Here is a 25,359-nt window from a genome sequence, read left to right on the forward strand (position 1 = left end):
TGCCAATACGGTCCTACTGCCCGTCCTCGGGCCCTTGTGCGAGATCCTCGCCGGTGGTGCCGTCGGGGGTCGGGTCGCCGGCGATGGGGCCATCGCCCAGCTCCGCCTCGGCATCGCCTTCGCTTTCCTCGATCCGCGCGGCGGAGACGACATGCTCGTTGTCCGCGACGTTGAACAGGCGCACGCCGGCCGAGCCGCGGCCGATCACGCGCAGGTCGCCCAGCGACATGCGGATCATCTTGGCCTGGTCGGTGACCAGCATCAGCTGATGCCCCTTGCTCGCCGGGAAGCTTGCCACCACCGGGCCGTTGCGGCCGATATTGTCGATATTGGTAATGCCCTGGCCGCCGCGGCCGGTGCGCCGATACTCATAGGCCGAGCTCAGCTTGCCATAGCCATTGGCGCAGACGGTGAGGATGAACTGCTCGCGGTTCTTGAGCTCCTCGAAGCGATCGGCCGCCAGGTCGGGCTCGCCTTCCTTCTCGGCCTTCCACGGCGCGAAGCGGAGATAGGCCTCGCGCTCCTCGCTGGTGGTGCCGACGCGGTGGAGGATCGACAGCGAGATGACTTCGTCGCCCGTCGCCAGCTTCATGCCGCGCACGCCGGTGGAGTTGCGGCTCTGGAATTCGCGAACGTCGTCGGCGGCGAAGCGGATGGCCTTGCCCTGGCGGGTGGCGAGCAGCACGTCGTCGCCCTCGTCGAGCAGCGCCACGCCGATCAGCCGGTCATCGGCGTCCTCGCCTTCGAACTTCATCGCGATCTTGCCGTTCGAGGGCACGTTGTTGAACGCGTCCATCGAATTGCGGCGCGCCGAGCCCTTGGCGGTGGCGAACATCACATGGAGCTTGCCCCACTCGCTCTCATCCTCGGGCAGCGGCAGCACGGTGGAGATCGTCTCGCCCGCCGCCAGCGGCAGGATGTTGATCATCGGCCGCCCGCGCGTGGCCGGGCCGCCCTCGGGCAGCTTCCAGACCTTCATGCGATAGACCTTGCCCAGGGTCGAGAAGAACAGCACCGGCGTGTGCGTCGAGGTGACGAACAGCTCGGTAACGGCATCCTCGTCCTTGGTGGCCATGCCGGCGCGGCCCTTGCCGCCGCGATTCTGGGCGCGGAACGTGTCGAGGCTGGTGCGCTTGATGTAACCCTGCACGGTCACGGTGACGACCATGTCCTCGCGCTCGATCAGATCCTCGTCCTCGATGCCGTCGGCGGCCGGAGCGATCTCGGTGCGGCGCGGCGTGGCGTAGAGGGCGCGGACCGTGGTCAGCTCCTCCACCATCACTTCGTAGAGCTTGGCGCGGTTGCCCAGGATCTCGAGCAACTCGGCGATCGAATCGGCCAGTTCCTTCAGCTCGTCGCCGATCTCGTCGCGGCCGAGCGCGGTGAGGCGATGGAGGCGCAGGTCGAGGATCGCCCGGACCTGGGCGTCGCTCAGGCGATAGACGTCGCCGGTGATCTCGGTTTCCACCGCCTCGACCAGCTTGATGTACTGGGCGATCTCCGCGATCGGCCATTCGCGCGCGAGCAGCTTGTCGCGGGCATCGGCCGGGCTCGACGAACCGCGGATGATGCGGACGACTTCGTCGAGATTGGTGACCGCGATCACCAGGCCGAGCAAGATGTGGGCGCGCTCGCGGGCCTTGGCCAGCTCGAACTTCGAGCGGCGGGTGATGACCTCCTCGCGGAACTTGACGAAGGCCTGGATGATGTCCTGCAGGTTGAGCAGTTCCGGGCGGCCGCCGCGGATCGCCAGCATGTTGGCCGGGAAGCTCGACTGGGCGGGCGTATTCCGCCAGACCTGATTGAGCACGACCTCGGGCGTAGCGTCGCGCTTCAGGTCGATGACGATGCGAACGCCCTCGCGCGACGATTCGTCGCGGATGTCGCTGACGCCTTCGATGCGCTTGTCCTTGGCGGCTTCGGCGATCTTCTCGACCAGCGCGTTCTTGCCCTGCTGGTAGGGGATTTCGGTGAGCACGATCGAACGGCGGTCGCCGCGCTGCTCGAACTCGTGGCGCGAGCGCACGATGATCGAGCCGCGGCCCGTCTGATAGGCATTGCGGCAGCCCGAGCGGCCGAGGATCAGCGCGCCGGTCGGGAAGTCCGGGCCGGGGACGATCTCCATCAGCTCCTCGAGCGTGAGCAACTCGCGCTGGCCGAGCATGCTCTTGATGTGCTCGAGGCAGGCATCGACCACTTCGCCCAGATTGTGCGGCGGGATGTTGGTCGCCATGCCGACCGCGATGCCGCCGGCGCCGTTGACCAGCAGGTTGGGGAAGCGGGCGGGGAGGACCGCGGGCTCGCTCTCCGAACCGTCATAGTTCGGGACGAAGTCGACTGTGTCCTTCTCGATATCGTCGAGCAGCGCCGAGGCGACCTTGGCGAGGCGCGCTTCGGTATAGCGCATCGCGGCGGGCGGATCGGGGTCCATCGAGCCGAAATTGCCCTGGCCGTCGATCAGCGGCACCCGCATCGCCCAATCCTGGGCCATGCGCGCCATCGCGTCGTAGATCGAGCTGTCGCCGTGCGGGTGGTATTTACCCATCACGTCGCCGACCAGGCGGGCCGACTTGCGATAGGCGCGGCCGGCGACATAGCCGCCTTCCTGCGCGGCGTAGAGGATGCGGCGGTGGACCGGCTTCAGACCGTCGCGAACGTCCGGGAGCGCGCGCGCCACGATCACGCTCATCGCGTAATCGAGGTAGCTCGTCTTCATCTCGTCGACGATCGAGATCGGCGTAATGTCGGAGGGGTCGTCGGCGAGGATGGTCTCGTCGGTCAAAGGATCACGCTTTCGGGTTCTTGAGTGTGTCGTACGGCTCTAACGATGCCGATGCATCCTGCCAACCCCGCGCCCGCGCGCGCCCGCGTGAGGAGCGGAAACCCGTGGATAAGTCGCGCCCGAGGCGAAGGGGTTGACTCTAAGTCTACCTAGATAGATTTATTGTCCCATGGTTCGGAACCGTTCACTTTCGCCCGCAGCTCGCAACCTTCTCGCCATCCTGCTGGAGGCGGGGGAGAATTGGTCGCACGGCTATGCGCTGGGCCGGGCGGCCGGAATAAAATCGGGCACGCTCTATCCGCTGCTGATCCGGCTGGAGGGGCAGGGGCATCTCGAAGCGCAGTGGCAGCCGCCGAGCGAGCCAGGGCGGCCGGCGCGGCACGCTTACCGGCTCAGCGCGGACGGCCGGGCCTTTGCGCGCGAGCTGCTGCGCGGCGTGGCACCGGCGCTGGCGGGGAAGCCGGCATGATCCGCCTGCTGGCGATGGCGCTCGTCGACCTTGCCGCGGCGCTGCTGCCCGCGCGGCTTGGTCATTGGGGCGAGGCGATGCGACGCGAGACCGGAGAGATTGCGGCGTCGGCGGAAGCCCTCCGCTTCGCGTTCGGTTGTCTGCGGGGCGCGATCGGCGAGGCGATGCGGGTTCATGGAGGAGACGGGGCGATGTGGCGTGGAAGAGGGCGGGTGGGGTTTTGCGCGATCGGCGCGACCGGATTGGGGATCGCGTACATGGCGATCGGCGGTGCGCCGTTCGGCTATCCGCTGCGTAACCTCGCGGCGCTGCTGATCGGCTTCCTTGCTGTCGGGATCGTCATGCACCTGCCGCGCACGCGGCTGCTCGCGGCGGGACCGGTCCTGCTTGCGCTCGGGCTGTTCTTGCTCGCAGCCAGCCTGCTCGGCGTCTCGAACGAGGGTGCAACGCGCTGGATCTCGATCTACGGGCTCAGCATCCAGCCGAGCCTCGTCCTGGTGCCGGTGCTGGCGATCGGCTTCGCCGCCGTGCGGGACCGGCTTTCGACGCTGGGCGTAATCGCTGCGGCGGGCGCGCTGGCGCTGCAGCCCGACCGGGCGATGGCGGGCGCGCTCGCCGCCGGACTCGCCGCGCTGGCACTGGTCCGCCCCGAGCGGAAGGTTTGGCTGGCACTGCTGGCAGCCAGTGCCGGTTCGGTCGCCACGCTGCTCCAGCCAGACGTGCAGCCGGCCATGCCCTTTGTCGACCAGATCCTGTTCACTGCCTTCGCCGTCCACCCGCTCGCCGGGCTGATGGTGGTGGCGGGATCGCTGCTGTCGCTGGTGCCGGCGCGTGCCAGGTGGCGTCGCGATCCGGGCTACGCAGTGTTCGGGGCGCTGTGGCTGGCGATCGTGCTGGCGGCGGCGCTGGGCAATTATCCGACGCCGCTGGTCGGCTATGGCGGGAGCGCGATCGTCGGCTATCTGCTGAGCATGCTAGGCCTGCCCAAGGCGATCGGCGCTACGGACGGGGTGGCGGACCTGCCGCGGCGGGAAGCGGAGCACGGGGTGCTGCGAACGAGCATCGCTTGAGAAGCTGGCCGGCGGCGGAACGGGAGGAGGGCGCTCCGCCGCCGGCACTTGGGGGATGGGGCTGTGCCGGCCCAGTCCCCTAAGGCATCGCTTGGCTCAGTGCTTCGTCGTGCCGGTGTGCGGCAGGCGGATCACATATTGGCCATCGGCCTCGATGCCGGTGCTGTCGTCTTCCACCTCGCTGGTCACCAGCTTGCCGAGGTTCGCGAGCGCGCCGAGCATGCCGAAGTCGGCGCTGAACGGGCGGCCGCGCGGATCGCGGCGCGGCGCGGGCCGCGCGTTCCGCGGGTCGCGGCGGCGCGGTGGCGGCGCCATCCGCGCCATTCGGTCGGCGACCGAGGCGGCGTCGCTCGCCCGGCCGAATTCGCGCCACACGACCTGGAATCCTACCGGCACTTCGCTCCACTCGCCGCCTTCGGGGCGGACCAGGTCGCGGCCGCAATGGTGGCAGACCGCGAAGTCGAGCCCCTGGTTGTGATGATGGATGGTGCCGGCGGCATGGCCCATCACGCTGCAACGGATACGCATCTCACTACACTCCCTTGGATCTGCTGCCGCGCATCCGCAGGCGAAATTCGGCCAGGGCGCGGAAATGCTCGTCGCCGCTTTCGAGGGCGAGCGCCGGGTTCCATATCTCGAAACTGTCGCCGGCGCCGACGAACAGGGCGAGGTCGCCGATGCGGCCCAGATGGCGCATCGCAGCCGGGATGCGCAGCCCCTTGGCGTCGCGTCGCATCCGTTCGGAAAGGCCGAAGGTGTCGCGCATCCGGCGATAATGGTCGCGGGCCTCCGCGCCCTGTTCCTCCTCGGCCAGGCGACGGCGCTCGGCACGCTCGGCGAGCGTGGCAAGGTGCGCGCGGTCATAGCCGACCAGGCAGCTGTCCGCCTGGTGCTTGGCGACGATGATCTCGGGGCTGGCTTCGGGAGGCAGCGCGGCTGCGAGAAAGGCCGGGACGGCGACGCTGCCGTCCGCATCGACCTCGCAGAGCTCGCTACCATGGTAAAGGGCATTCATGGGCATCGACTCGTCAGAAAGGGGTGATTCTGTTCTGGTAAGTCACTGAAACCACATATGGTTTCCTTGCTTGCCTTATGTTTGCCATAATAACGCCTAATTCTGATCCGCCGATGAACCGTTCCGTTTCGTCGGCGAAATGTTTATTGCCGTTAACCATGATGTGAACGATTGGTAATGAAGCCGCCATTCAGGAGAGCACCCGTCCGAGTCCGCGCGTAGGGAAGAATCCTGAGCCCAAGGACTTGAAAATTGTGGACAACGCTCTCCGCGGGTGGCGCTGCCGAGAGCGGCTCCCTACACTTGGGTCATGCATTCCGGCTTCGTTCCGCTTCGGGTCTTCTCGTCCTTCACCATGCTGGAGGGCGCGATCGAGCCGAAGGCGATCGCCAAGCGTGCGAAGGAACTGGGTTTTCCGGCGGTCGCGGTGGCGGATCGCAACGGTCTCTACGCCTCGATGAGCTTCGGCGATGCCTGCATCAAGTCGGGTATCCAGCCGATCATCGGCACGTTGCTGGCGGTCAAGCGGCCCGACATGCCGGACGGTGTCGCGGCGCCGATCGACTGGCTCGCGCTCTATGCGCAGGACGAAGCCGGCTATCTGAACCTGTGCGACCTCGTCTCGATGGCGCATCTCGATCGCCCGGTCGAGGAGGATGCGCACATACCCTTCGACGCGCTGGAAGGGCGGACCGAGGGGTTGCTCTGCCTCACTGCCGGTCGCGAGGGGGCGCTGGCGCGGCTCTATGCCGAACAGCAGGACATGGCGGCGGATTCCTATGCGCGCCGGCTCGAGGCGCTGTTCCCCGAGCGGCTCTATGTCGAGATCGTCCGCCGGCTCGACGAAGTGGAGGGCCGGGCCGAGCCCAAGCTGCTCAACCTCGCCTATGACCGGAACCTGCCGCTGGTCGCGACCAACCCGAGCTGCTTCGCCGAACCGACCTTCCATGAGGCGCATGACGCGATGCTGTGCATCGCCAACAGCTCCTATGTGGCTTCCGACGATCGCCCGCGCTCCTCGCCCGATGCGTGGATGAAGCCCGCGAACGAGATGAAGAGCCTGTTCGCGGACCTGCCCGAGGCCGTCGCCAACACGCTCGTCGTCGCCCAGCGCTGCGCCTATGCCGCGCCGAAGCGCAAGCCGATCCTGCCCAGCCTGGCCGGCGACCGCGAAGGCGAGGCGGCGATGCTGCGCGAGCGTTCGTGGCAGGGGCTGGCGAAGCGGCTGGAAAGGGCCGGCATCACCGATCCGGCCGAGCGCGAAGTCTATGACAAGCGGCTGCAGTTCGAGCTCGACGTCATCATCCAGATGGGCTTTCCGGGCTATTTCCTGATCGTCGCCGACTTCATCCAATGGGCAAAGGCGCACGACATCCCCGTGGGGCCGGGCCGCGGCTCGGGCGCGGGCTCGGCGGTCGCCTGGGCGCTGACCATCACCGATCTCGATCCGCTGAAGCTCGGCCTGCTCTTCGAGCGCTTCCTCAATCCGGAACGCGTCTCGATGCCCGACTTCGACATCGATTTCTGCGAAACCCGGCGTGGCGAGGTGATCCGCTACGTGCAGCAGAAATACGGCGCCGATCACGTCGCGCAGATCATCACCTTCGGTACGATGAAGGCGCGCGCGGTGGTCAAGAACGTCGGCCGCGTGCTGCAGATGAGCTATGGCCAGATCGACCGCCTGGCCAAGCAGATCCCGAACCACCCGACCGATCCCTGGACGCTGGAGCGCACGCTGAACGGCGTCGGCGAGTTCCTTGCCGAGTATAACGCGCACAAGGACATCAAATATCTGGTCGACCTCTCGATGCGGCTCGAGGGGCTGCCGAGCCACTCGTCGACGCACGCCGCCGGCGTGGTGATCGGCGACCGGCCGCTGTCGCAGCTCGTGCCGCTCTATCGCGACCCCCGCTCGGACATGCCGGTCACCCAGTTCGACATGAAATATGTCGAAGGCGCGGGTCTGGTGAAGTTCGACTTTCTCGGCCTCAAGACGCTGTCGGTGCTGAAAAAGGCAGTCGAGCTGCTCTCCGACCGCGGCATCGACGTCGATCTGGATGCGCTCGCCTGGGACGACACCGAAGTATACGACCTGCTCCAGCGCGGCGACACGGTGGGCGTGTTCCAGCTGGAATCGGAGGGCATGCGGCGCACGCTGACGGCGGTGCGCCCGACGAATTTCGGCGACATCATCGCGCTCGTCTCGCTCTATCGCCCCGGCCCGATGGACAACATCCCGAGCTTCGGCCACCGCAAGGGCGGGCGCGAGGAGATCGTCTATCCGCACGACCTGCTCGAGCCGATCCTGAACGAGACCTATGGGATCTTCGTCTATCAGGAGCAGGTGATGCAGGCCGCCCAGATCCTGGCTGGCTACAGCCTGGGCGGCGCGGACATGCTCCGCCGCGCGATGGGCAAGAAGATCAAGGCGGAGATGGATGCCCAGCGCGAGACCTTCGTGAAGGGCTGTGCCGAGCATAACGGGATCAAGCCGGCCAAGGCCAACGAGCTGTTCGACCTGATCGACAAGTTCGCCGGCTATGGCTTCAACAAGTCGCACGCCGCCGCCTATGCGCTGCTCGCCTATCAGACGGCCTGGCTCAAGGCGCACCATCCGCACGAATTCTTCGCCGCCTCGATGGCGTACGACATCCACCAGACCGACAAGCTGGCGATCTTCGCCGACGACATGAAGCGGCTGGGCGTCGCCTGCCTGGGGCCGGAGATCAATTGCAGCCAGGCGGACTTCTTCGTCGAGAAGACCGAGGACGGCCTCGCGGTGCGCTATGCGCTGGGCGCGCTGAAGGGCGTGGGCGAGCGCGCGATGGAGCTGCTGGTCGAGGAGCGCGAGGAGCGCGGCGCGTTCAAGTCGCTCGACGATTTCGCCAAGCGCGTCGACCCCCGGCTGCTCAACAAGCGCCAGGTCGAGACGCTGGCGGGGGCGGGGGCATTCGATGCGCTCGACGACAATCGCGCCGGGGTGTTCGCCGCGGCGGAGACGATCCTGGCAGTCGCGCAGCGCACCTGGTCGAACAAGACCAGTGGGCAGGGCGGCCTGTTCGGCGAATCCGAGCCGAGCGGCGGCGCGATCCAGCTACCGCAGAGCGCGCACTGGTCGCTGGCCGATCGGATCGGGGCCGAGCGCGACGCCTTCGGCTATTATTTCTCCGCGCACCCGCTCGACCGTTTCCAGCATCTCGCCAAGAGCTTCGGCGCGCGCGAGATCGCGACCCTGGGCGAATTGGACATCCCCGCCGGCGCGCGTGTCGGCGCGACGATCGCGGCGCTGGTCGAGGATTGCCGGCCGCGTACCTCCGCACGCGGCAACCGCTATCTGATGGCGACGATCTCGGACAAATCGGCGCAGACGCTGGCGACCTGCTTCGAAGACAGCGCCGCCAAGGACCTGGAGGATTGCGCCCGCGCCGGCGGTTGCGCGGTGCTGACCGTCGAGCTCGACAAGCGCCCGGGCGAGGATACGCCGCGCGTCTCGATCAAGCGCGTCCAGCCCTTCGAGGGGCTGGCCAACACGGCGCGGCTGGTGCTCGACGTCGCGATCGACGACGTCCGCGCCGTGCCGGTGCTCGCCGGCATCATCGGCGACCAGCGCGGCGGACGCGGCGAGGTGCTGGTGCGCGTGTGCATTCCGGGCGGCGAGGCCGAACTGGTGCTGGGCCGCGACTTCCGGCTGGACGGCGAGCTTGCCCAGAAGATCGAGAATGTGCCGGGCGTTCGCTGGGCGACGCTCAAGAGCGCGGCGGCGAAGCTGGCCGAGGCGGCTTAGTCCGCCCTGCTCCCCTCCCTTCCAGGGAGGGGAATGCGCATGCGGTGTCCGACATCCTTCCTTACATTCCCCGCTCTCGACACCCGCGCGCTTCGCGGGTTACGCTCTCGAAAAATCGGTATGGAGAGCCGGATGCTTGGAGGAATGCAGGATTTCGAGCTGCGCGTCACGACGCTGCTCGATCACGCCGCGCGCGAGCATTGGGGGCGCGAGATCGTCACCCGCTGGGCGGATGGCAGCGAGACGCGCACCACCTGGGCCGGCATCGCCCGCGATGCCCGCAAGCTGGCCCAGGCGCTGGAGCGGCTCGGCGTGCGGAAGGGCGACCGGGTCGCCACGCTGGCGATGAACCATGGCCGCCACCTCGTTACCTGGTACGGCGCCGCCGGCATGGGCGGGTTGGTCCACACGATCAATCCGCGCCTGTTCGAGGATCAGCTGGTCTTCATCGGCAACCATGCCGAGGACAAGGTGCTGTTCTACGATCGCGCCTTCGCGCCGCTGGTCGAGCGATTGAAGCCGCACTGGAAGACGATCGAGCATTATTATTGCTTCGACAGCGACGGGCCGGACGGGTTCGAGGCGCTGCTGGCCGCCGAGGACGGCAATTACAGCTGGGTGACGGGCAGCGAGCGCGAGCCCTGCATGATCTGCTACACCAGTGGCACCACCGGCAATCCCAAGGGCGTGACCTATACCCACCGATCGAGCGTGATCCACGCCCTTGCCGAAATGCAGCCCGACGTGTTCGACCTTTCGGCCCGGGCGGTGGCGATGCCGATCGTGCCGATGTTCCATGCGGTCGGCTGGGGCCTGCCCTGGGCGGGCGCCGCGGCGGGGATCAAGTTCGTCTTCTCGGCGGTCAACGATCCGCTGGTTCTGTGCGAACTGATGAACCGCGAGAAGGTGACGCATACCGCCGGCGTGCCCACCGTCTGGTTCGCGATGTTCCAGCACATGGACGCCACCGGCGAGGAGCCGGCGTTCCTCAAGATCGTCACCATCGGCGGGTCGGCAGCGCCGCGCGCGATGATCGAGCGGCTGATGAAGATGGGCATCCGCGTGAACCATGCCTGGGGCATGACCGAGACGAGCCCGATCGGCACGATGGGCGCGCCCTCGTGGAACTGGGACGAACTCAGCTTCGAGCAGCAGGTCGATCAGGTCTGCAAGCAGGGCAAGGTTCCCTATGGCGTCGAACTGCGCGTGGTGGACGACGAGGGCCGGGTGCAGCCGCGCGACGGCAAGAGCTCGGGCCGGCTGCAGGTGCGCGGGCCGTGGATCGTCGAACGCTATTTCAAGGCGGACGAGTCCGCAGTCGATGCCGACAACTGGTTCGACACGGGCGACGTGTCGGTCCTCTATCCGGACGGCACGATGCAGATCACCGATCGCGCCAAGGACGTGATCAAGTCGGGCGGCGAGTGGATCAGCTCGGTCGATCTGGAAAATGCCGCGGTCGGCTGCGCGGGCGTGGCCGAAGCGGCGGCGATCGGCGTGCATCACCCCAAATGGGAGGAGCGGCCGATCCTGCTCGTGGTCCGCAAGCCGGGCAGCGAAGTGACGGCGGAGGCGGTGCAGGCACATCTCGCGCAGCACGTCGCCAAATGGTGGCTGCCCGACGAGGTGCTCTTCGTCGAGAGCCTGCCGCACACCGCCACGGGCAAGCTGCTCAAGACCGCGATCCGGGAACAATATAAGGATTTCAAGCTGGCCGCGGCCTGAGAATGCCGCCCCTCCCCCCGGAAAGGGGAAGCGGCCTGTCTTCTCACATTCCGGCGAACGCTGCCGTGACTTCTCCGGCCTTGGCATCCTTGAAGCGGGCGCAGTTGCGGATACCCTCCACTGCGCGATCCAGTCCAAGCGTGCTGCCGCCTTCGGCCCGCAGCTTGGCGTCGACCGTGTCGGCCGCCGCGAGCGAGCATTGCGCCTTGAACATCTCCGCCGAACGGCCCGAGAAGATGCCGCCGCCGCCGGTCAGCTTCGAGAATTCGTCGAAATGGGCGAGCATATATTCGAGCGCCGCGTCGCGGGTGTCGGCGTCCTTCAGGAATAGCGACGCCCCGAACAGCCGCTGGCGCGGCTTGTAGCGGGGATCGTTGAACTCGGTGAAATACCATTTCGCGACATCGGCATTGCCCGAAGAGGCGATGGCGCGAAACGCTGCCTCGCGCAGGTCCGGTGCCTTGCCCGCCAGTGCCATTTCGGCGAGCGTCCTGGCGAAGGGCACGCCGCGATCCTGGACGGTAATGGCCAGCGCCAGCGGCAGGAAGGCATCGTCGAGCGCATGGGCGTCGCCGGCGAGCCGCGCGTCGGCGGCGGCGGCCAGCCTGGCGCGCAACACGGGGTCATGACCATTGTCCGCCACGAAGCCGACCAGCTGCTCGCGCAGCTCGACGGTGTCGGCGTTGTCGTTCGCATGCGCGCCGGGCTTCGGATCGAAGCCGATCTTCGCCAGCATCGGGCCATAGATGTCGACGAACAGCTTGCGATAGGCGGGCAGCGCCGCGGCGCCGATCAGCCCGCGATCGCGCAGGCCGGCGAGCCGGGTGCCGTTGTCGAGCTGCATCTTGGTCTTGGGATGGCGGGCCATCGCGCGGGCGAGCGCGACGAGCTGCGCGGTGTTCGCCTTGCCGGCATAGAAGCTCGCCCACAGGCTGTCGTCCACCGCCAGCGCCTCGCCGGTCGGCAGGGTGGGGGCAGCGGCAATCAGCGAATCCCAGTCGGCGGGATCGAGGTCGAAGCGATAATAGCCCCAGCCGCCCGCATTGGGGACGAGCGTGCCCGTGCCGTTGGCGACGACCGGCGCGCTCGGCTTGTCCAGCAGCGTGCAGTTCCTGGCATCGCCCTGGCGGATGCAGAGCGGGATGATCCACTGCTCGGCGGGCGCATTGGTGCCGAAATAGGCGAAGCGCTGCTGGCTGGCGGTGAGCACGCCATTGGCGCGGTGGAAGGTCACCACCGGCACGCCCTGCTGGTCGACGAAGCTCCGCAGCGATTCGAGCACGCGCGGATCGTGCGCGGCGTCGGCCAGCGAAGCAAAGAACTGGTCGGTGGTCGCGTTGCCATATTTGTGGCGCGACATGTGCAGGCGCACGCCGTCGCGGAACTTCTCGTCGCCCATATAGCCGGCGATCATGCCGACGACCTGGCCGCCCTTGCCATAGGTGATCTGATCGAACGCCGCGTCGATATCCGCATCGTTGCTGATCTTCTGGTGGATCGGGCGGCCGGCGACCAGGGCGTCGAGGTCCATCGCCTCGAAACCCTCGGAGATGGCGTCGACGCCGATGTCGAGGTCCGGGCGCCATTCGTTGCCGATGCGATAGCCCATCCAGTTGGCGAAGCTTTCGTTCAGCCAGATATCATCCCACCAGGCCGGCGTGACCAGATCGCCGAACCATTGGTGCGAAAGCTCGTGCGCCACGACCATGCCGAAGGTCTGCTTGCTCGACGTGGCATCGTCCTCGTCGACGAACAGGATGCCGTCGCCATAGATGTCGGCCCCTGCATTCTCCATCGCGCCCGGCATCACCGGCGAGCCGATCTGGTCGAGCTTGGGGAAGGGGAAGGCCTGACCGAAATATTTCTCGAGCAGCGCGACGATCGGGCCCGAATTGTCGAGCGCGAACTGCATCCGGCCCTTGTAGGGCTGGGTGCCGACGATGCGCAGCGGCAGCGGCGTCTTGCGCTCGGGCGTGGGCGCCACCTTGGCGCCGAGGGTCGAGAAGGGGCCGACGACGAAGGCGACCAGATAGGTCGGCAGCGGCTTGGTGGCGATGAAGCGGTGCCTGACCAGTTCGCCGACCTTGGCCGGCTTGCCCGTTTCCGGTGCGTTGCTCAGCGCGACGAAGCCCGGCTTGGTGGTCAGCGACACGGTGAAGGGAGTCTTGAAGCCCGGCTCGTCGAAGCCAGGAAAGGCCGCGCGCGCATCGATTGACTCGAACTGGGTCCAGCTGTACCAGCTGCCGGCCACCTCGATGCGATAGGGCCCCGAAGCGCCGGTGCCGAAGGCCGCGTCATAGTCGAACTTCAGCGTCAGCTTCCCCGGCTGCACCGTCTTGCCGAAGTCGATCTGGGCGAGGCCATGGGGGCTCTTCTGGGTGAAGCCGAGCGGGATCTCCTTGCCCGCGACCACCGCCACCGCCTTGGTGACGTTGAGGTTGCGGCCGTGCATCCATACCGTCTGGGCAGCCCGGTTGAGCTGCACGTCGATCTCGGCGTGGCCGCCGAAGCGCGGCTTTTCGGGAACGATCGTCAGGTCGAGCCGATAGGCGAGGGGAGTCACCGTGTCCGGCAGCTTGCCGGTAGGCTGGACGTCCTGGGCATTTGCGACGGCGGGAAGCGTGAGGGCGAAAGCGAAGGCAAGCGCGCGCATGAAGGGTCCTTATGATCTGGCACTTGGCCTAGGCCCGCTGCCTGGCAGGTGCAATCGGCCACATGTTTCTGTTCGACTACTGTATGTTTCCATATTGTGTCTGCATCGTGGACGGCTATGGTGCGCGCAGGTCTCAGACCACCGGGCGGCGTTTGGATCCCTCTTTCCGCTGCCCGGTCCTAACTTAGGGGCCACCTGCCTTCGCGCGGTGGCCACCATTTTCCTCGCCGGCAGGCTGCACTAGGCCATTGCGCAGCGGCGCGGCTCCGATATGGTAGCGCTATCATAGTGCATCGACATGGCGCATCGACATGGCGCCTGGACGCAAGAGGGAGAGGGGATATGGGCCTGATCGTGCGCCTGGCGGCGCTGGTCCTGTTGCTGGGCGCCGCGGCGGCGCCGGGCGAGCGCTGGGTGACGGCCTGGGCCACGTCGCAGATGATCCCGGGCAACAATGCGCTGCCGACGGAGGATCTGAAGGACGCCACGCTGCGCCAGGTGGTGCGCATCCAGATCGCCGGCACCCGGCTGCGCGTGCGCTTCACCAACGCCTATGGCACCCAGCCGCTGCGCCTCGGCGCGGCGACGATTGCGCGGGCGGCCGACCCCGCCTCGCCGCGGATCGATGCCGCGAGCCTGGTGGCGCTGCGCTTCGGCGGGGCGAGGAGCGTCACCATTCCGGCGGGTGCGGATTACTGGTCCGATCCGGTCGCGCTGCCGGTGCAGGCGGGCGCGGACCTGGCGATCACGCTCTATCTGCCCGATGCCCCGGCACAGCAGACCGGCCATCCGGGCTCGCGCGCGACCAGCTATTATCTCCATGGCGACCATGTGCGCGATCCGGACCTGCCGAGCGCCGGCAAGGTCGATCGCTGGGTGCAGATCGGCGCGATCGAGACGGTGTCGGCCAAGGCGTCGGCGGTGGTGATCCTCGGCGATTCGATCACCGATGGCTATGGCGTGCCTGCCAACAGCAACCAGCGCTGGACCGACGCGCTCCAGCTGCGCCTGCGCGCCACGCCGGCGCTTGCCGACATGGCAGTGCTCAACGCCGGCATCGGCGGCAACCGGCTGCTCAACGACGGGCTCGGCCCCAATGCGCTCGCCCGGTTCGACCGCGAGGTGCTGAGCTATCCGGGGGTCACCCATCTCGTGATCCTGGAGGGCGTCAACGATCTCGGCACGCTCACCCGCGACGCCCCGGCCACGCCCGATGCGCACGCTGCGCTCGTGGAGGGGATGATCGGTGCCTATCGCCAGATGGTCGCCCGCGCCCGCGCGCGCGGGATCAAGGCGATCGGCGCGACGATCCTGCCCTATGGCGGCTCGGCCTATTACCATCCGGATGCGCAGAACGAGGCCGATCGCGCCGCGGTGAACGCCTGGATTCGCGCGCCCGGCAATTTCGACGGCGTGATCGACCTCGACGCCGCGCTCCGCGATCCCGCCGCGCCGACCCGGCTGCGCAAGGAATATGACAATGATGGGCTCCATCCCTCGATGGACGGCTATCGCGCGATGGCCGATGCGGTGCCGCTGTCGCTGTTCTCCGACAAGGTGAAGGATGCGGGCAGGGTGGCCGCCGCGCCGGTGGGGCCCGCGCCGATGATCGCCTTCACCTTCGACGATCTCCCCGCTCACGCGCCCCTGCCCGAAGGACAGAGCCGGGCCGGCATTGCCGAGCAGGTCATCGCCGCGCTGAAGGCCGGCGGGGCGCCGGCGATGGGCTTCGTCAACGGCGTGCAGCTCGAGCGCGAACCGGCCTCGGCGCCGGTGCTCGGCAAATGGCGCGCGGCGGGACTGACGCTGGGCAACCATGGCTGGAGCCATGCCAATCTCGACCAGCTGAGCGATGCGCAATTCCTGGCGGAGCTGGAGAAGAACGAACCGATCCTCGCGGCCAGGATGGGTGCTGCCGACTGGCGCTGGTTCCGCTATCCCTTCCTCTCCGAGGCCGCGACCGACCCCGCACGCCGCGCGCGCATCCGCAAGCTGCTGGCGGAGCGGGGCTACAAGGTCGCCACGGTGACGATGGATTTCTCCGACTGGGCCTATAACGACGCCTATGCCCGCTGCGTGGCCAGGGGCGACGACGACGCGATCCTGAAGATGGAGCACGCCTGGCTGGGCACCGCCGCGGTCCAGGCCGATCGTGCCCGCGCGATGAGCCAGGCGCTCTACGGCCGCGACATCCCCTATGTACTGCTCCTGCACCTGGGCGCGTTCGACGCACGCATGATGCCGCAACTGATCGCCCTCTATCGCGAAAAGGGCTATCGGTTCGTCTCGATCGACGAGGCGGAGCGCGACCCCTATTATGCATCCGAGGTGAACCCGGAACTCGTACCACAGCCCCAGGGACTGAACGGCGCGGTGGCGGCCAGGGGGCTGAAGGAACCGCCGGCGCCGGCGCTGCTGCCGCTGGAGACGATGTGCCGCTAGGAAGGCGCTAGAACAGCTCCCCCTGCGCCCCCCTGGGCGGCCGGAACAGGTCCGTCCGCAGTCGCAGCACTTCCCGGTCCAGCCCATGGCGTTTCGCCGCCATCCGGAACCGCGTCCGCAGCAGTTCCGCCCAGGGCCCCTGGCCCCGGAAGCGCGTGTGGAAATCGGGGTCGTTGTCCCTGCCGCCGCGGATCGACTGGATCGTCGCCATCACCTTGCCGGCGCGATCGGGGAAATGCGCATCGAGCCAGGCGCGGAACAGCGGCGCGACTTCGTGCGGCAGCCGGACCGGCAGGAAGAAGGCGGTGCGCGCGCCGGCTTCGGCGGCGCGCTCCAGTATGCGCTCGATCTCGTGATCGGTCACCTGCGGGATCACCGGCGCCAGCGAGACGAACACCGGCACCCCCGCATCGGCCAGCTGCCGCATCGCGGCCAGCCGCTTCTCGGGATGCGGGGCGCGGGGCTCCACCGTCATCGCGATCCTCGGGTCGAGCGAAGTGACCGAGATCATCACCGCCGCCAAGCCCTTTCTGGCCATCGGCGCGAGCAGGTCGAGGTCGCGCGTTACCCGGTTGGACTTGGTGGTGATCGTCAGCGGATGATCCTGTTCGGCCAGCACTTCGATGCAGCCGCGCGTGATCCGCCACTCGGCCTCGATCGGCTGATAGGGATCGGTGTTGGTCCCGAAGGCGATCGGCCGGCAGACATAGCCGCGCTTGCCCAGTTCCGCGCGCAGCAGCGCGGGCGCATCGGGCTTGGCGAACAACCTGCTCTCGAAATCGAGCCCCGGCGACAGGTCGAGATAGGCATGGGTCGGCCGGGCGAAGCAATAGATGCAGCCATGCTCGCAGCCGCGATAGGGGTTGATCGAGCGATCGAAGGCAATGTCGGGCGATTGGTTGCGGGTGATGATCGTCCGTGCCCGCTCCACCGTCACGGTGGTCCGCAGCGGCGGCGGGGCGTCGTCCAGCGCCGCGCGCGCATCCAGCCAGTCGCCGTCCGCTTCGCGCGCGGGCAGGTTGAAGCGGCTGCTTTCCTGGTTGAGGGTGGCGCCGCGCACCGGACGATTCTTCGCCATTGCCAAAGCCTAGGCGCAGGATTAGAACAGATCAAGAACATTGGAGGCGAACATGGCACGAATCAGTTATCTCGAACTGCCCGCGAAGGATGTGGCCGGCACCCGCGATTTCTACGCCAGGGCGTTTGACTGGCAATTCACCGACTTTGCCCCGCATTACGCAGCGACCACCACCGGCGACACCGATCTGGGCATCAACGGCTCCGGCGACCAGCCGATCCCGCTGCTGCTGCCGATCGTGGAGGTGAAGGACCTCGAGGCGGCATTCGAGAGCGTGACGGGCGCGGGCGGCGAGATCACCGTGCCGATCTTCGCGTTTCCGGGCGGTCGTCGCTTCCATTTCCGCGATCCGGCGGGGAGTGAACTCGGCGTGTTCGTCAACGAGCCGGAATGATTGCCGCGCCGCGGCGCCGTGATAGGATAGGGGCCCTGGGGAAGTTCCTCCCGGCAGCGGCCGTGGATTTCCCGCCTGGGAACCGAAGGAAGAGGGGGAGTGATGGGCAAGGCTTTGATCGCGGTCGCATTGGCGGCCGGCCTGTGGGCGATGCCGGCGGCGGCGCAGAAGGGCGATCCGGCGCGGATGGTCGACATCGCGCATCCCGAGGAAGTGGTGAAGCTGCTCCAGAGCGAAGGCTACAAGGCCGAACTGAAGAAGCATGAGGACAGCGGCGAGCCCTATATCAGCAGTGCGGCCAACGGATCCCCTTTCACCATCGAATTCTATGATTGCGGCACCGCCAAGGGCTGCACGTCGATGCAGTTCTTCTCCTGGTACAAGAAGAAGCCCTGGTATGATGCCGGGCTGGCCAATCGCTGGAACGCCAAGAAGCGTTTCCTGCGCATCGTGATCGACAAGGACGGCGACCTTTCCACCTGGATGGACGCCACCACCATCGGCAAGGTGAGCTATGCGAATTTCGCCGACACGATCGACTGGTGGTCGTCGATGACCGGCGACCTGTTCACCTTCCTCGACGAGGAGGAGAAGGCGGCCGGGGGGAAGAAATAGGGTGCCGTTCCCTCCCATCCGGGAGGAGCGGGGTCGCATCGGGATGCAACGCTTCGGTTCCGCGGCGGCTACCCATCCAATTGTGCCGAGACTGGGGCCCGGCCTTCGTCGGGGAATGGCGTGTGCCTATCGCTCCCCCAGCCGCGGCAGCAGCTCGACGAAGTTGCAGGGCTTGTGGCGGATGTCGAGCTGGGTTGCCAGGATGCCGTCCCAGGCATCGGTGACTGCGCCGGTCGAGCCGGGCAGGGCGAAGACATAGGTGCCGCGCGCCACGCAAGCCGTGGCGCGCGACTGGATCGTGGACGTGCCGATCGACTGATAGCTGAGCCAGCGGAACAGCTCGCCGAAACCCGGTATCTCCTTGTCCTGGACGCGGGCGAGCGCCTCGGGCGTCACGTCGCGGCCGGTCACGCCGGTGCCGCCGGTGGTGAGGATCACCTCCACCTGCGGATCGTCGATCCAGGCGTGGAGCCGGGCGACGATCGCATCCGCATCGTCGGTCACGATCATGCGGTCCGCCAGCACATGCCCGGCGGCAGTCAGCCGCTCGACCAGCCGGTCGCCCGAGCGATCGTCGGCCATGGTCCGCGTGTCGGAGACCGTGAGCACCGCGATCCGCACCGGGCGGAACGCGATGGCTTCATCGATTGGCATTGCCGTCCTGATGGAAGGCGAGCTTGCGCATGTTGAGCTTGACTGCGGCCGGACCCTGCATGCCGGGGAATTTCGGCCACATGCCCTGCGCCAGCGCCTCGCGGCTGCTCGATTTCCGGCCTTCCTGGTTCTCGTACATCCAATAGTTGCGCAGCACGGTCATCACATAGCCGCGCGTCTCCCAATAGGGGATGCTCTCGATGTAGAGCAGCGGATCGCCGCCATCCTTGATCATCGCGTTCCAGTTGGCGACCGGAGTGGGGCCGGCATTGTAGGAGGCGATCACCTTGGGCAGCAGCCCGCCGGTAAAGGGCTGGTCGCGCAGCTGCTCGAGATAGGACTGGCCGATCTCCATGTTGACCGAAGGCTTGGTCAGGTCGCTGGCGGCATAGGTCCTGCCGTTGCGCCGGCCGATATCGATCGCCGCGCCGGTCTTCACCTGCATCAGGCCCATCGCGCCGGCCGCGCTGCGGATCTCCGAGTTGAAGCGCGATTCCTGGAGCGTGTGGGCGAACACCAGCGCCTTGTCGACGCGCCAGCCGCCGGCCGGGGTCCAGTTCGGCGCCGGATAGCGCGCGGCGGTGAGCGGCTGGGTGCCCTGCGGGCAATTGTGGGTGAGCCAGAGCTGGGTGGAGGGCAGGCTCAGCCGGCCGGCCAGGCGGGTGAGGGCGAGATGTTCGGAAGGGTTGCCGATCTTGGCCTGGTAGCGCAGCACCTCGTCGGCCAGGCCGTCCTCGTCGATCTCGACCAGCGCGGCGGCGACGCGCACGTTCGGGCGGCGCTCCAGCGCGCGCCAGTCCTCGGCGACGAACTTCTCGCCCTTGCCGGGCTTGTCCTCGATGCCGAGCGCCGATTTGGCGAGCAGGCCATAGAAGGTCTCGCCATATTGCGTGGCGGCGCGCAGCTTCGTCGCCACCCTGTCCGGGCGGCCGCATGCCATTTCGGCGCGCGAGCCCCAATAAAGGCCGGCGGAGCGCAGCTCGGTATCGGCGGCGCGGGTGGCGACGCGTTCGAAGGCGGCGGTGGCGCCGCTGCAGTCCTGCTCGCGCCAGGCGGCGAGCCCGGCGACCCAATCGGCCTGGGGCGCCCAGTCGCCCGCGCCGTCCTGTGCCTTGGCGGCGACGCGGCGGGCATTGCCGTCGTCTCCGGCGACGTAATAGATCCAGGCGACCTTCTGCTGCCACTCCGTCCTGGCCTCGGGCGTCAGGTCTGCCTCGAACCTGGCGACCACGCCTTCGGCCTCGGCGCCCTGATCGGCCTTCACATAGGGCTGGATGGCGAGCGCGATCTCGGTGGCGGCGGTGTCGCTCTTGATCGAGCGGGCGCGCTGGCGGACAGGCGCGCCGTCATACCAGATCAGCCGCGCCGCCGCCGGGATGGCGGGGGTGGCCGCGGCGCCGCGCGTCCTGGCCATGCGGCTGAGCTGGTCGGCCTGGGGCAGTTCGGGCGCATCGCCGATCAACTGGAGCAGCGGGGCGAGCTCGACCTTGGGCGAGTTCTTCGCAGTGTAGAGCTCGGCGCGCGCGATCGCATGGAGCGGGCCCGGCTTCATCGAATCGAGCTGGAGCTGCGCATCCTGCCAGCGCTGGGCGTGGATCGCGGCGAACACCTTGCGATATCCGGCCTTCTGGTCCGAATCGAGCTGATCGGGAATGCCGTCGCCTTCGCGCGGGGCGGGGGCAGCGACGCCGTCGTCGGCGGTGTTGGCACCGTCCGCGCCCGGAAGGTCGGCGGCATGGGCGAGCGCCGGCGACGCAAGCAACGCGGCGGCAAACAGGATACGCATGGTCACAGGCTCCCCCGGGTCAACAGCAACAGGTGCTTCCAGGCTTCGCTTTTGGCGGCGGGGCGCTCCAGCAGGAAACGCGGGTGCAGGCTCGCCACTGCCTGTGTTTTTCCGCCGAAATGGTTAACATCGACTAAACCATTGGCCGATGCGCCGTCGTTCGCCTCGGCCACGACACGGCTCGCCGCCTGGCCCAGGATCAGCAGCCTGGCGGGCTGGAGCAGCTTCAGATGATGCTTGGCGATCTCGATCAGCCGGCCCTCCTGGTCGGGCGGGATGCGCCCGGCCAGCGGACGGGCGACGGCGAGCGACAGGAAATAGACCGAATCGCGAGCGATTCCCGCGGCAGTCAGCATGCGCGAGAACAGCTTTCCGGCCGCGCCATCGGCCAGGAGCGCGTCCTGATCGTCGCCTTCGGGCATGTCGGTGAGCACCACCAGCGCGGCATCCGCGGGGCCGCCGGGGCCGATCCGCGGAGTCAGCCAGGCGGCTTCGGGGACGGTCTCGCCGGTGCGCCAGGCCGTGAAGGCGGCAAGCGTATCGGGCAGGGTTTCGGGCTGGGGCGACGTTACGGCAGCCTGTGCCGGCTGCACCGGGGCGGGCCGCGCGAGCCAGTCGCGAGCCTCCTCTTCCTGAAGGGTTTCGACCCCCGCGTCGCGCCACCATTCGAGCGCGCTCGCCAGGGTACGCCCCCAATCCGCTGTGTACTCGCCTCCCACGCTGCCTAAGAGTCATGCCTTGACGGGCGGGTCAATCTGCCTTCATCGACCAAGGGACAGGACGTTGCCAGCATGCGACGACAAGCGATGCGGCGGGTGCCAGGCCAAGATTATGAAGGATGCGATGATGAGCGAACGGGAGTCGATGCCCTATGACGTCGTGATCGTCGGCGCAGGCCCCGCGGGCCTTTCGGCGGCGATCCGGCTGAAGCAGCTGGCCGGGGAGGCGGGCAGCGAGCTTTCGGTGTGCATCCTCGAAAAGGGCTCGGAGGTGGGCGCCCATATCCTCTCCGGCGCGGTGATCGACCCCAGGGCGCTGGACGAGCTGCTGCCGAGCTGGCGCGACGATGGCTGCCCGCTGGCGGCCACGCCGGTGACCGAGAATCACCACTGGGTGCTCAGCGAGAAGGGCAAGTCGGGCTTTCCCGAGTTCATCACGCCGCCGTTCCTGCACAACAAGGGCACCTATACCGGCTCGCTCGGCAATCTCTGCCGCTGGCTGGCCGACAAGGCGCAGGAAATGGGCGTCGAGATCTTCCCGGGCTTTGCCGCGGCCGAGATCCTCTATCACGACAATGGCAGCGTGAAGGGCGTCGCCACCGGCGACATGGGCGTGGCGCGCGACGGCGAGCACAAGCCCGACTATCAGCCGGGCCTCGAGCTGCACGCCAAATACACGTTCTTTGCCGAGGGCTGTCGCGGCCACCTGACCAAGCAGCTGATCCGCAACTTCGCGCTCGATGCGGACAGCCAGCCGCAGATCTACGGCATCGGCATCAAGGAGCTTTGGGACATCGATCCCGCCCATCACGTGCCGGGCCGCGTGATCCACACCCAGGGCTGGCCGCTGACCGACGGCGCCAATGGCGGCGGCTTCCTCTATCACCAGGCGGACGGGCAGGTCGCGCTCGGCTTCGTCACCTGGCTCAGCTACAAGAACCCCTATCTCTCGCCCTTCCAGGAGATGCAGCGCTGGAAGACCCATCCGGAGATCGCGGCGATCCTGAAGGGCGGCAAGCGCGTTTCCTATGGCGCGCGTGCCATTTCGGACGGCGGCTTCCAGTCGGTGCCCAAGCTGGTCGCGCCCGGCGCTGCCCTGATCGGCGACGCGGCGGGCTTCCTCAACGTGCCGCGCATCAAGGGCACGCACACGTCGATGAAGAGCGGCATGATGGCGGCGGAAGCGGCCTTCGCCGCGGTCGGCGCCGGGCGCGAGGCGGACGAACTGGCCGCCTATCCCGAAGCCTATGAGAAGAGCTGGGTCTACAAGGAGCTGCGCGGCGTGCGCAACGTGGCGCCGCTGGTCAAGAAGTTCGGCGACACCTGGGGCACGCTGCTCGCCGGCGCGGCGATGTGGATGGAGCTGCTCGGCCTGCGCTGGCCCTTCACCATGAAGCACAAGCCCGACAATGAGGGCCTGTGGCACGCATCGGTGGCGCCGAAGATCGACTATCCCAAGCCCGATGGCGTGCTCACCTTCGATCGCCTCACCTCGGTGTTCATCTCGAATACCAATCACGAGGAGGACCAGCCCGTCCATCTGACGCTGAAGGATCCGGAAATCCCGATCGGCTACAATCTTCCGGTGTACGCCGAGCCGGCCCAGCGCTACTGTCCGGCGGGTGTGTACGAAGTGGTCGGCGAAGGCGACGATCTGCGCTTCCAGATCAACGCGCAGAATTGCGTCCACTGCAAGACGTGCGACATCAAGGATCCCACGCAGAACATCAACTGGGTGGTCCCCGAAGGGGGGGGCGGACCCAATTATCCGAACATGTAGCCTCGCGCTCGCGCTGCTGGCGGCGCTGCCCGCCACGGCGCAGCGGGCCGCGCCGCCGAACGAGCTGCGCGACTATGCCCGTGCCCGTGCCGCCGATGCGGCGGGCGAGCCGGTGCTCGCCGCCGCCGGCTATGCCCGCACGCTCGCCGCCGTGCCCGACGATCCGGTGCTGGCGATGCGCGCCTATCGCCAGGGTCTGGCGGCCGGCGACTTCGCCCTCGCCACCCGCGCCGCCGCCGTGCTGGTCAAGGCCGGCACCGCGCCGCCCGATACCGACCTGCTCGCCTTCGCCGTCGCGCTGCACGGCAAGGACCGGCTCGGCGCCGAAAGGGCACTGGAGCGGCTCGCGCGCGCGCAGCTCGACTTCATGGTGCCCGTGCTCGGCGCCTGGCTCGCGGTCGATCGCGGCCAGGACCCGTTGCCGCTGCTCGACACCGCGCGGGGAAATCCGCTCGCATCCCGTTTTGCCGGCCGCAATCGCGCGCTGCTGCTGATCGCCTCGGGCAAGGCCGATCAGGGCCTGTTCGCGCTCGCCGCCGCGCGCGGCACCGAAGACGCGTCGGACCGGCGGATCGATGCCGGTATCGCGCTGCTCCGCACCGGCAAGGGCGACCAGGCGCGGTTCGTCCTCGGCGATCTTGCCGGCGCCTCCCCGGCCTGGCGCAAGCGCGAGGCGAAGGCCGGCAGGCCCGGTGCCGCTTTCGGTGCCGCGCACGTCTTCCTCAGCCTCGCCAGCGACCTGGGCAGCGAGGATATCGCCCCGCTCTCGATCCTGCTCGCCCGTGCGGCGCTGCTGCTCGATCCGCAGGAGGAGCGGGCGCGGCTGCGGCTTGCCGACGCCCTGTCGCGCAGCGACGCGACCGACCTGGCGCTGGCGACGCTGGCCGCGATCGCTGCCGACAGCCCGTTCGCGCGCGGCGCCGCTGCCGGCCGGATCGCCGCGCTCCGCCGCGCCGGCCGCCTGCCCGAGGCGCTCGCGGATGCCCGGGCGCTGGCCGCGCCGGCAGGGGCAAGCGCGCAGGAGATCCGCGACTATGGCGAGCTGCTGTTCCAGGTCGAGCGCTATGCCGATGCGGCCGACGCCTTCGCCCGGGCGATTGCGCGGACGGGCGGCGATGGCGGTTGGGAGCTCCACTATCTGCACGGCGCCGCGCTCGATCGCGCCGGCCGCTGGGACGCGGCGCTGCCCGAGCTCCAGCGCGCCGTCCAGCTTGCGCCCGAGGAGCCCGAAGCGCTGACCTGGCTCGGCAATGCCCAGGTCGAGCGCGGCGTCGACCTGCCCGCGGCCCAGGCGCTGCTCGAGCGTGCCAGCAAGCTGAAGCCCGACGATCCCGAAATCACCGACTCGCTCGGCCGCGCCTATTATGCCGACGGCCAGCTGGCCAAGGCAGTGCCGCTGCTCGAAGCGGCGGTGCGCGCCGATCCGGGCGGCGCCCGCGCCAACGAGCATCTGGGCGACGCCTATTGGAAGCTCGGCCGCCGGGTGGAGGCGCGCTACGCCTGGCGCGCCGCCCAAGTGACCGCCGACGAGGGCGATGTTGCCCGGCTCAAGGCCAAGCTCGCCGACGGGCTGACGCAATGATCGTCGAGACCGCGAAGGCCAAGCTCAACCTGGCGCTGCACGTGCGCGCCCGGCGGGCGGATGGCTATCACGAGCTGGAGACGCTGTTCGCCTTTGTCGAGCATGGCGACATCGTCAGCGCAACGCGCGCCGAGGCCGACAGCTTCATGCTCGCCGGCCCCTTCGCCGGGGTGCTCGCCGGGGAGGGCGGCAATCTCGTTACCCGCGCGGCCGCGGAATTCGCCCGCGAATTCGGCCATGGCGCGCACGCGATCACGCTCGACAAGCGTCTGCCCGTCGCCTCGGGCATCGGCGGCGGCTCGGCCGATGCGGCGGCGACGCTGCGGGCGCTGGGGCGGCTGCACGGCATCTCGGTGGCGGACATGTTCCCCATCGCCGCCGCGCTGGGCTCGGACGTCCCGGCCTGCCTTCATGGCGTCACTGCGATCGGGCGGGGCAGGGGCGAGCGGCTGGAGCCGGTTCCCGGCCTGCCGGGCACGCCGGTGCTGCTGGTCAATCCGGGCGTCGCCGTCTCCACTGCCGAGGTGTTTCGCCGCTGGGACGGCGTCGATCGCGGGCCGCTTCCGGCCGATCCGCGCGCGGGCCGCAACGATCTCGAGCCGCCGGCCCGGGCGATTGCGCCGGTGATCGACGATGTGCTGGACGCATTGGCGGGTGCGCCGGGGGCGGGGCTGGTGCGCATGTCCGGCTCCGGCGCAACCTGCTTCGCGCTGTTCGACGGCGAGGCGAGCCGCGATGCGGCGGCGGCGGCGCTGGCCGGCCGGGGCTGGTGGACGCTGTCGACCCGGTTGACCTGATTTCCCGGGGCTTG

General features: G+C 68.2%; 18 protein-coding genes. 10 read left to right on the forward strand and 8 right to left on the reverse strand.

The window, feature by feature from the left end; genetic code table 11:
* Positions 1 to 13 precede the first annotated feature (13 nt).
* Positions 14 to 2,782, reverse strand: coding sequence for a DNA gyrase subunit A (gene gyrA / locus BGP17_RS18740; protein WP_167298772.1), 2,769 nt, complete (start codon positions 2,780 to 2,782; stop codon positions 14 to 16).
* Positions 2,783 to 2,951: 169 nt separating this feature from the next.
* Between gyrA and BGP17_RS18745 the strand changes: the two genes are divergently transcribed.
* Together BGP17_RS18745 and BGP17_RS18750 are read left to right on the forward strand one after the other, a co-directional pair.
* A complete protein-coding gene (locus BGP17_RS18745; RefSeq protein ID WP_286713132.1) occupies positions 2,952 to 3,251 on the forward strand; it encodes a PadR family transcriptional regulator in 300 nt (99 codons plus the stop codon).
* Positions 3,248 to 4,321: an FtsW/RodA/SpoVE family cell cycle protein gene (locus BGP17_RS18750; RefSeq protein WP_286713134.1), complete on the forward strand. Its 1,074-nt coding sequence runs from the start codon at positions 3,248 to 3,250 to the stop codon at positions 4,319 to 4,321. Before BGP17_RS18745 ends, BGP17_RS18750 begins: the two co-directional genes overlap by 4 nt.
* Positions 4,322 to 4,417: 96 nt before the next feature.
* On the opposite strand, the gene BGP17_RS18755 is transcribed toward BGP17_RS18750, so the two are convergent.
* Both BGP17_RS18755 and BGP17_RS18760 read right to left on the reverse strand, forming a co-directional pair.
* Positions 4,418 to 4,849, reverse strand: a complete 432-nt coding sequence (locus BGP17_RS18755; protein WP_167298775.1) for a hypothetical protein — start codon at positions 4,847 to 4,849, stop codon at positions 4,418 to 4,420.
* 4 nt (positions 4,850 to 4,853) lie between these two features.
* On the reverse strand, positions 4,854 to 5,336 hold the full coding sequence (locus BGP17_RS18760) for a hypothetical protein (protein WP_286713136.1): 483 nt from the start codon (positions 5,334 to 5,336) through the stop codon (positions 4,854 to 4,856).
* A 310-nt stretch (positions 5,337 to 5,646) separates the two neighbouring features.
* On the opposite strand from BGP17_RS18760, the gene dnaE reads away from it, so the two are divergent.
* The gene (gene dnaE, locus BGP17_RS18765; RefSeq protein ID WP_286713138.1) at positions 5,647 to 9,120 is read left to right on the forward strand and encodes a DNA polymerase III subunit alpha; all 3,474 of its coding nucleotides are present in this window, start codon (positions 5,647 to 5,649) and stop codon (positions 9,118 to 9,120) included.
* A 132-nt stretch (positions 9,121 to 9,252) separates the two neighbouring features.
* Positions 9,253 to 10,845, forward strand: coding sequence for a long-chain fatty acid--CoA ligase (locus BGP17_RS18770; protein WP_286713139.1), 1,593 nt, complete (start codon positions 9,253 to 9,255; stop codon positions 10,843 to 10,845).
* A gap of 43 nt (positions 10,846 to 10,888) precedes the next feature.
* On the opposite strand, the gene BGP17_RS18775 is transcribed toward BGP17_RS18770, so the two are convergent.
* Positions 10,889 to 13,498, reverse strand: coding sequence for a M1 family metallopeptidase (locus BGP17_RS18775; protein WP_286713141.1), 2,610 nt, complete (start codon positions 13,496 to 13,498; stop codon positions 10,889 to 10,891).
* A 342-nt stretch (positions 13,499 to 13,840) separates the two neighbouring features.
* Between BGP17_RS18775 and BGP17_RS23890 the strand changes: the two genes are divergently transcribed.
* Complete coding sequence (locus BGP17_RS23890; protein ID WP_353681884.1) at positions 13,841 to 15,940, forward strand: GDSL-type esterase/lipase family protein; 2,100 nt, start codon at positions 13,841 to 13,843, stop codon at positions 15,938 to 15,940.
* 7 nt (positions 15,941 to 15,947) lie between these two features.
* Here the strand turns inward: BGP17_RS23890 and BGP17_RS18790 are convergent, their stop codons facing one another.
* Positions 15,948 to 17,018, reverse strand: coding sequence for a PA0069 family radical SAM protein (locus BGP17_RS18790; RefSeq protein WP_167298781.1), 1,071 nt, complete (start codon positions 17,016 to 17,018; stop codon positions 15,948 to 15,950).
* A 52-nt stretch (positions 17,019 to 17,070) separates the two neighbouring features.
* Between BGP17_RS18790 and BGP17_RS18795 the strand changes: the two genes are divergently transcribed.
* Together BGP17_RS18795 and BGP17_RS18800 are read left to right on the forward strand one after the other, a co-directional pair.
* Complete coding sequence (locus BGP17_RS18795) at positions 17,071 to 17,412, forward strand: VOC family protein (RefSeq protein ID WP_286713142.1); 342 nt, start codon at positions 17,071 to 17,073, stop codon at positions 17,410 to 17,412.
* A 102-nt stretch (positions 17,413 to 17,514) separates the two neighbouring features.
* On the forward strand, positions 17,515 to 18,027 hold the full coding sequence (locus BGP17_RS18800; RefSeq protein WP_167298783.1) for a YbjN domain-containing protein: 513 nt from the start codon (positions 17,515 to 17,517) through the stop codon (positions 18,025 to 18,027).
* Positions 18,028 to 18,153: 126 nt separating this feature from the next.
* Here the strand turns inward: BGP17_RS18800 and moaB are convergent, their stop codons facing one another.
* Genes moaB through BGP17_RS18815 form a run of 3 tightly spaced genes read right to left on the reverse strand, consistent with a single transcriptional unit; the run spans position 18,154 to position 21,186 of the window.
* Positions 18,154 to 18,681 (reverse strand): molybdenum cofactor biosynthesis protein B, encoded by a 528-nt coding sequence (gene moaB / locus BGP17_RS18805; protein ID WP_167298784.1) that lies wholly within the window; start codon positions 18,679 to 18,681, stop codon positions 18,154 to 18,156.
* Entirely contained in the window at positions 18,668 to 20,467 is a 1,800-nt protein-coding gene (locus tag BGP17_RS18810; protein WP_167298785.1) for a lytic transglycosylase domain-containing protein, read from the reverse strand. The genes moaB and BGP17_RS18810 overlap by 14 nt, the downstream gene beginning before the upstream one ends.
* Before the next feature lie 2 nt (positions 20,468 to 20,469).
* Positions 20,470 to 21,186, reverse strand: coding sequence for a uracil-DNA glycosylase family protein (locus BGP17_RS18815; protein ID WP_286713144.1), 717 nt, complete (start codon positions 21,184 to 21,186; stop codon positions 20,470 to 20,472).
* A gap of 127 nt (positions 21,187 to 21,313) precedes the next feature.
* Between BGP17_RS18815 and BGP17_RS18820 the strand changes: the two genes are divergently transcribed.
* The 3 genes from BGP17_RS18820 to BGP17_RS18830 all read left to right on the forward strand — a co-directional run bounded on the left by BGP17_RS18820 (position 21,314) and on the right by BGP17_RS18830 (position 25,345).
* Positions 21,314 to 22,966: an electron transfer flavoprotein-ubiquinone oxidoreductase gene (locus BGP17_RS18820; RefSeq protein WP_286713145.1), complete on the forward strand. Its 1,653-nt coding sequence runs from the start codon at positions 21,314 to 21,316 to the stop codon at positions 22,964 to 22,966.
* 112 nt (positions 22,967 to 23,078) lie between these two features.
* Entirely contained in the window at positions 23,079 to 24,548 is a 1,470-nt protein-coding gene (locus BGP17_RS18825) for a tetratricopeptide repeat protein (RefSeq protein WP_286713147.1), read from the forward strand.
* Positions 24,545 to 25,345, forward strand: a complete 801-nt coding sequence (locus tag BGP17_RS18830) for a 4-(cytidine 5'-diphospho)-2-C-methyl-D-erythritol kinase (RefSeq protein WP_286713149.1) — start codon at positions 24,545 to 24,547, stop codon at positions 25,343 to 25,345. The genes BGP17_RS18825 and BGP17_RS18830 overlap by 4 nt, the downstream gene beginning before the upstream one ends.
* Positions 25,346 to 25,359 lie beyond the last annotated feature (14 nt).

It is taken from the genome of Sphingomonas sp. 67-41, assembly GCF_001899725.1.
Classification (GTDB): domain Bacteria; phylum Pseudomonadota; class Alphaproteobacteria; order Sphingomonadales; family Sphingomonadaceae; genus Sphingomonas; species Sphingomonas leidyi.

Bases quoted from the DNA above. Each gene is read 5' to 3' on its own strand.
- dnaE (WP_286713138.1), top strand. From the start codon at position 5,647: ATGCATTCCGGCTTCGTTCCGCTTCGGGTCTTCTCGTCCTTCACCATG.
- BGP17_RS18795 (WP_286713142.1), top strand. From the start codon at position 17,071: ATGGCACGAATCAGTTATCTCGAACTGCCCGCGAAGGATGTGGCCGGC.
- BGP17_RS18775 (WP_286713141.1), bottom strand. From the start codon at position 13,498: ATGCGCGCGCTTGCCTTCGCTTTCGCCCTCACGCTTCCCGCCGTCGCA.
- BGP17_RS18755 (WP_167298775.1), bottom strand. From the start codon at position 4,849: ATGCGTATCCGTTGCAGCGTGATGGGCCATGCCGCCGGCACCATCCAT.
- BGP17_RS23890 (WP_353681884.1), top strand. From the start codon at position 13,841: ATGGGCCTGATCGTGCGCCTGGCGGCGCTGGTCCTGTTGCTGGGCGCC.
- BGP17_RS18750 (WP_286713134.1), top strand. From the start codon at position 3,248: ATGATCCGCCTGCTGGCGATGGCGCTCGTCGACCTTGCCGCGGCGCTG.
- BGP17_RS18830 (WP_286713149.1), top strand. From the start codon at position 24,545: ATGATCGTCGAGACCGCGAAGGCCAAGCTCAACCTGGCGCTGCACGTG.
- BGP17_RS18770 (WP_286713139.1), top strand. From the start codon at position 9,253: ATGCTTGGAGGAATGCAGGATTTCGAGCTGCGCGTCACGACGCTGCTC.
- BGP17_RS18800 (WP_167298783.1), top strand. From the start codon at position 17,515: ATGGGCAAGGCTTTGATCGCGGTCGCATTGGCGGCCGGCCTGTGGGCG.
- BGP17_RS18790 (WP_167298781.1), bottom strand. From the start codon at position 17,018: ATGGCGAAGAATCGTCCGGTGCGCGGCGCCACCCTCAACCAGGAAAGC.
- moaB (WP_167298784.1), bottom strand. From the start codon at position 18,681: ATGCCAATCGATGAAGCCATCGCGTTCCGCCCGGTGCGGATCGCGGTG.
- BGP17_RS18810 (WP_167298785.1), bottom strand. From the start codon at position 20,467: ATGCGTATCCTGTTTGCCGCCGCGTTGCTTGCGTCGCCGGCGCTCGCC.
- BGP17_RS18745 (WP_286713132.1), top strand. From the start codon at position 2,952: ATGGTTCGGAACCGTTCACTTTCGCCCGCAGCTCGCAACCTTCTCGCC.
- BGP17_RS18760 (WP_286713136.1), bottom strand. From the start codon at position 5,336: ATGAATGCCCTTTACCATGGTAGCGAGCTCTGCGAGGTCGATGCGGAC.
- BGP17_RS18820 (WP_286713145.1), top strand. From the start codon at position 21,314: ATGAGCGAACGGGAGTCGATGCCCTATGACGTCGTGATCGTCGGCGCA.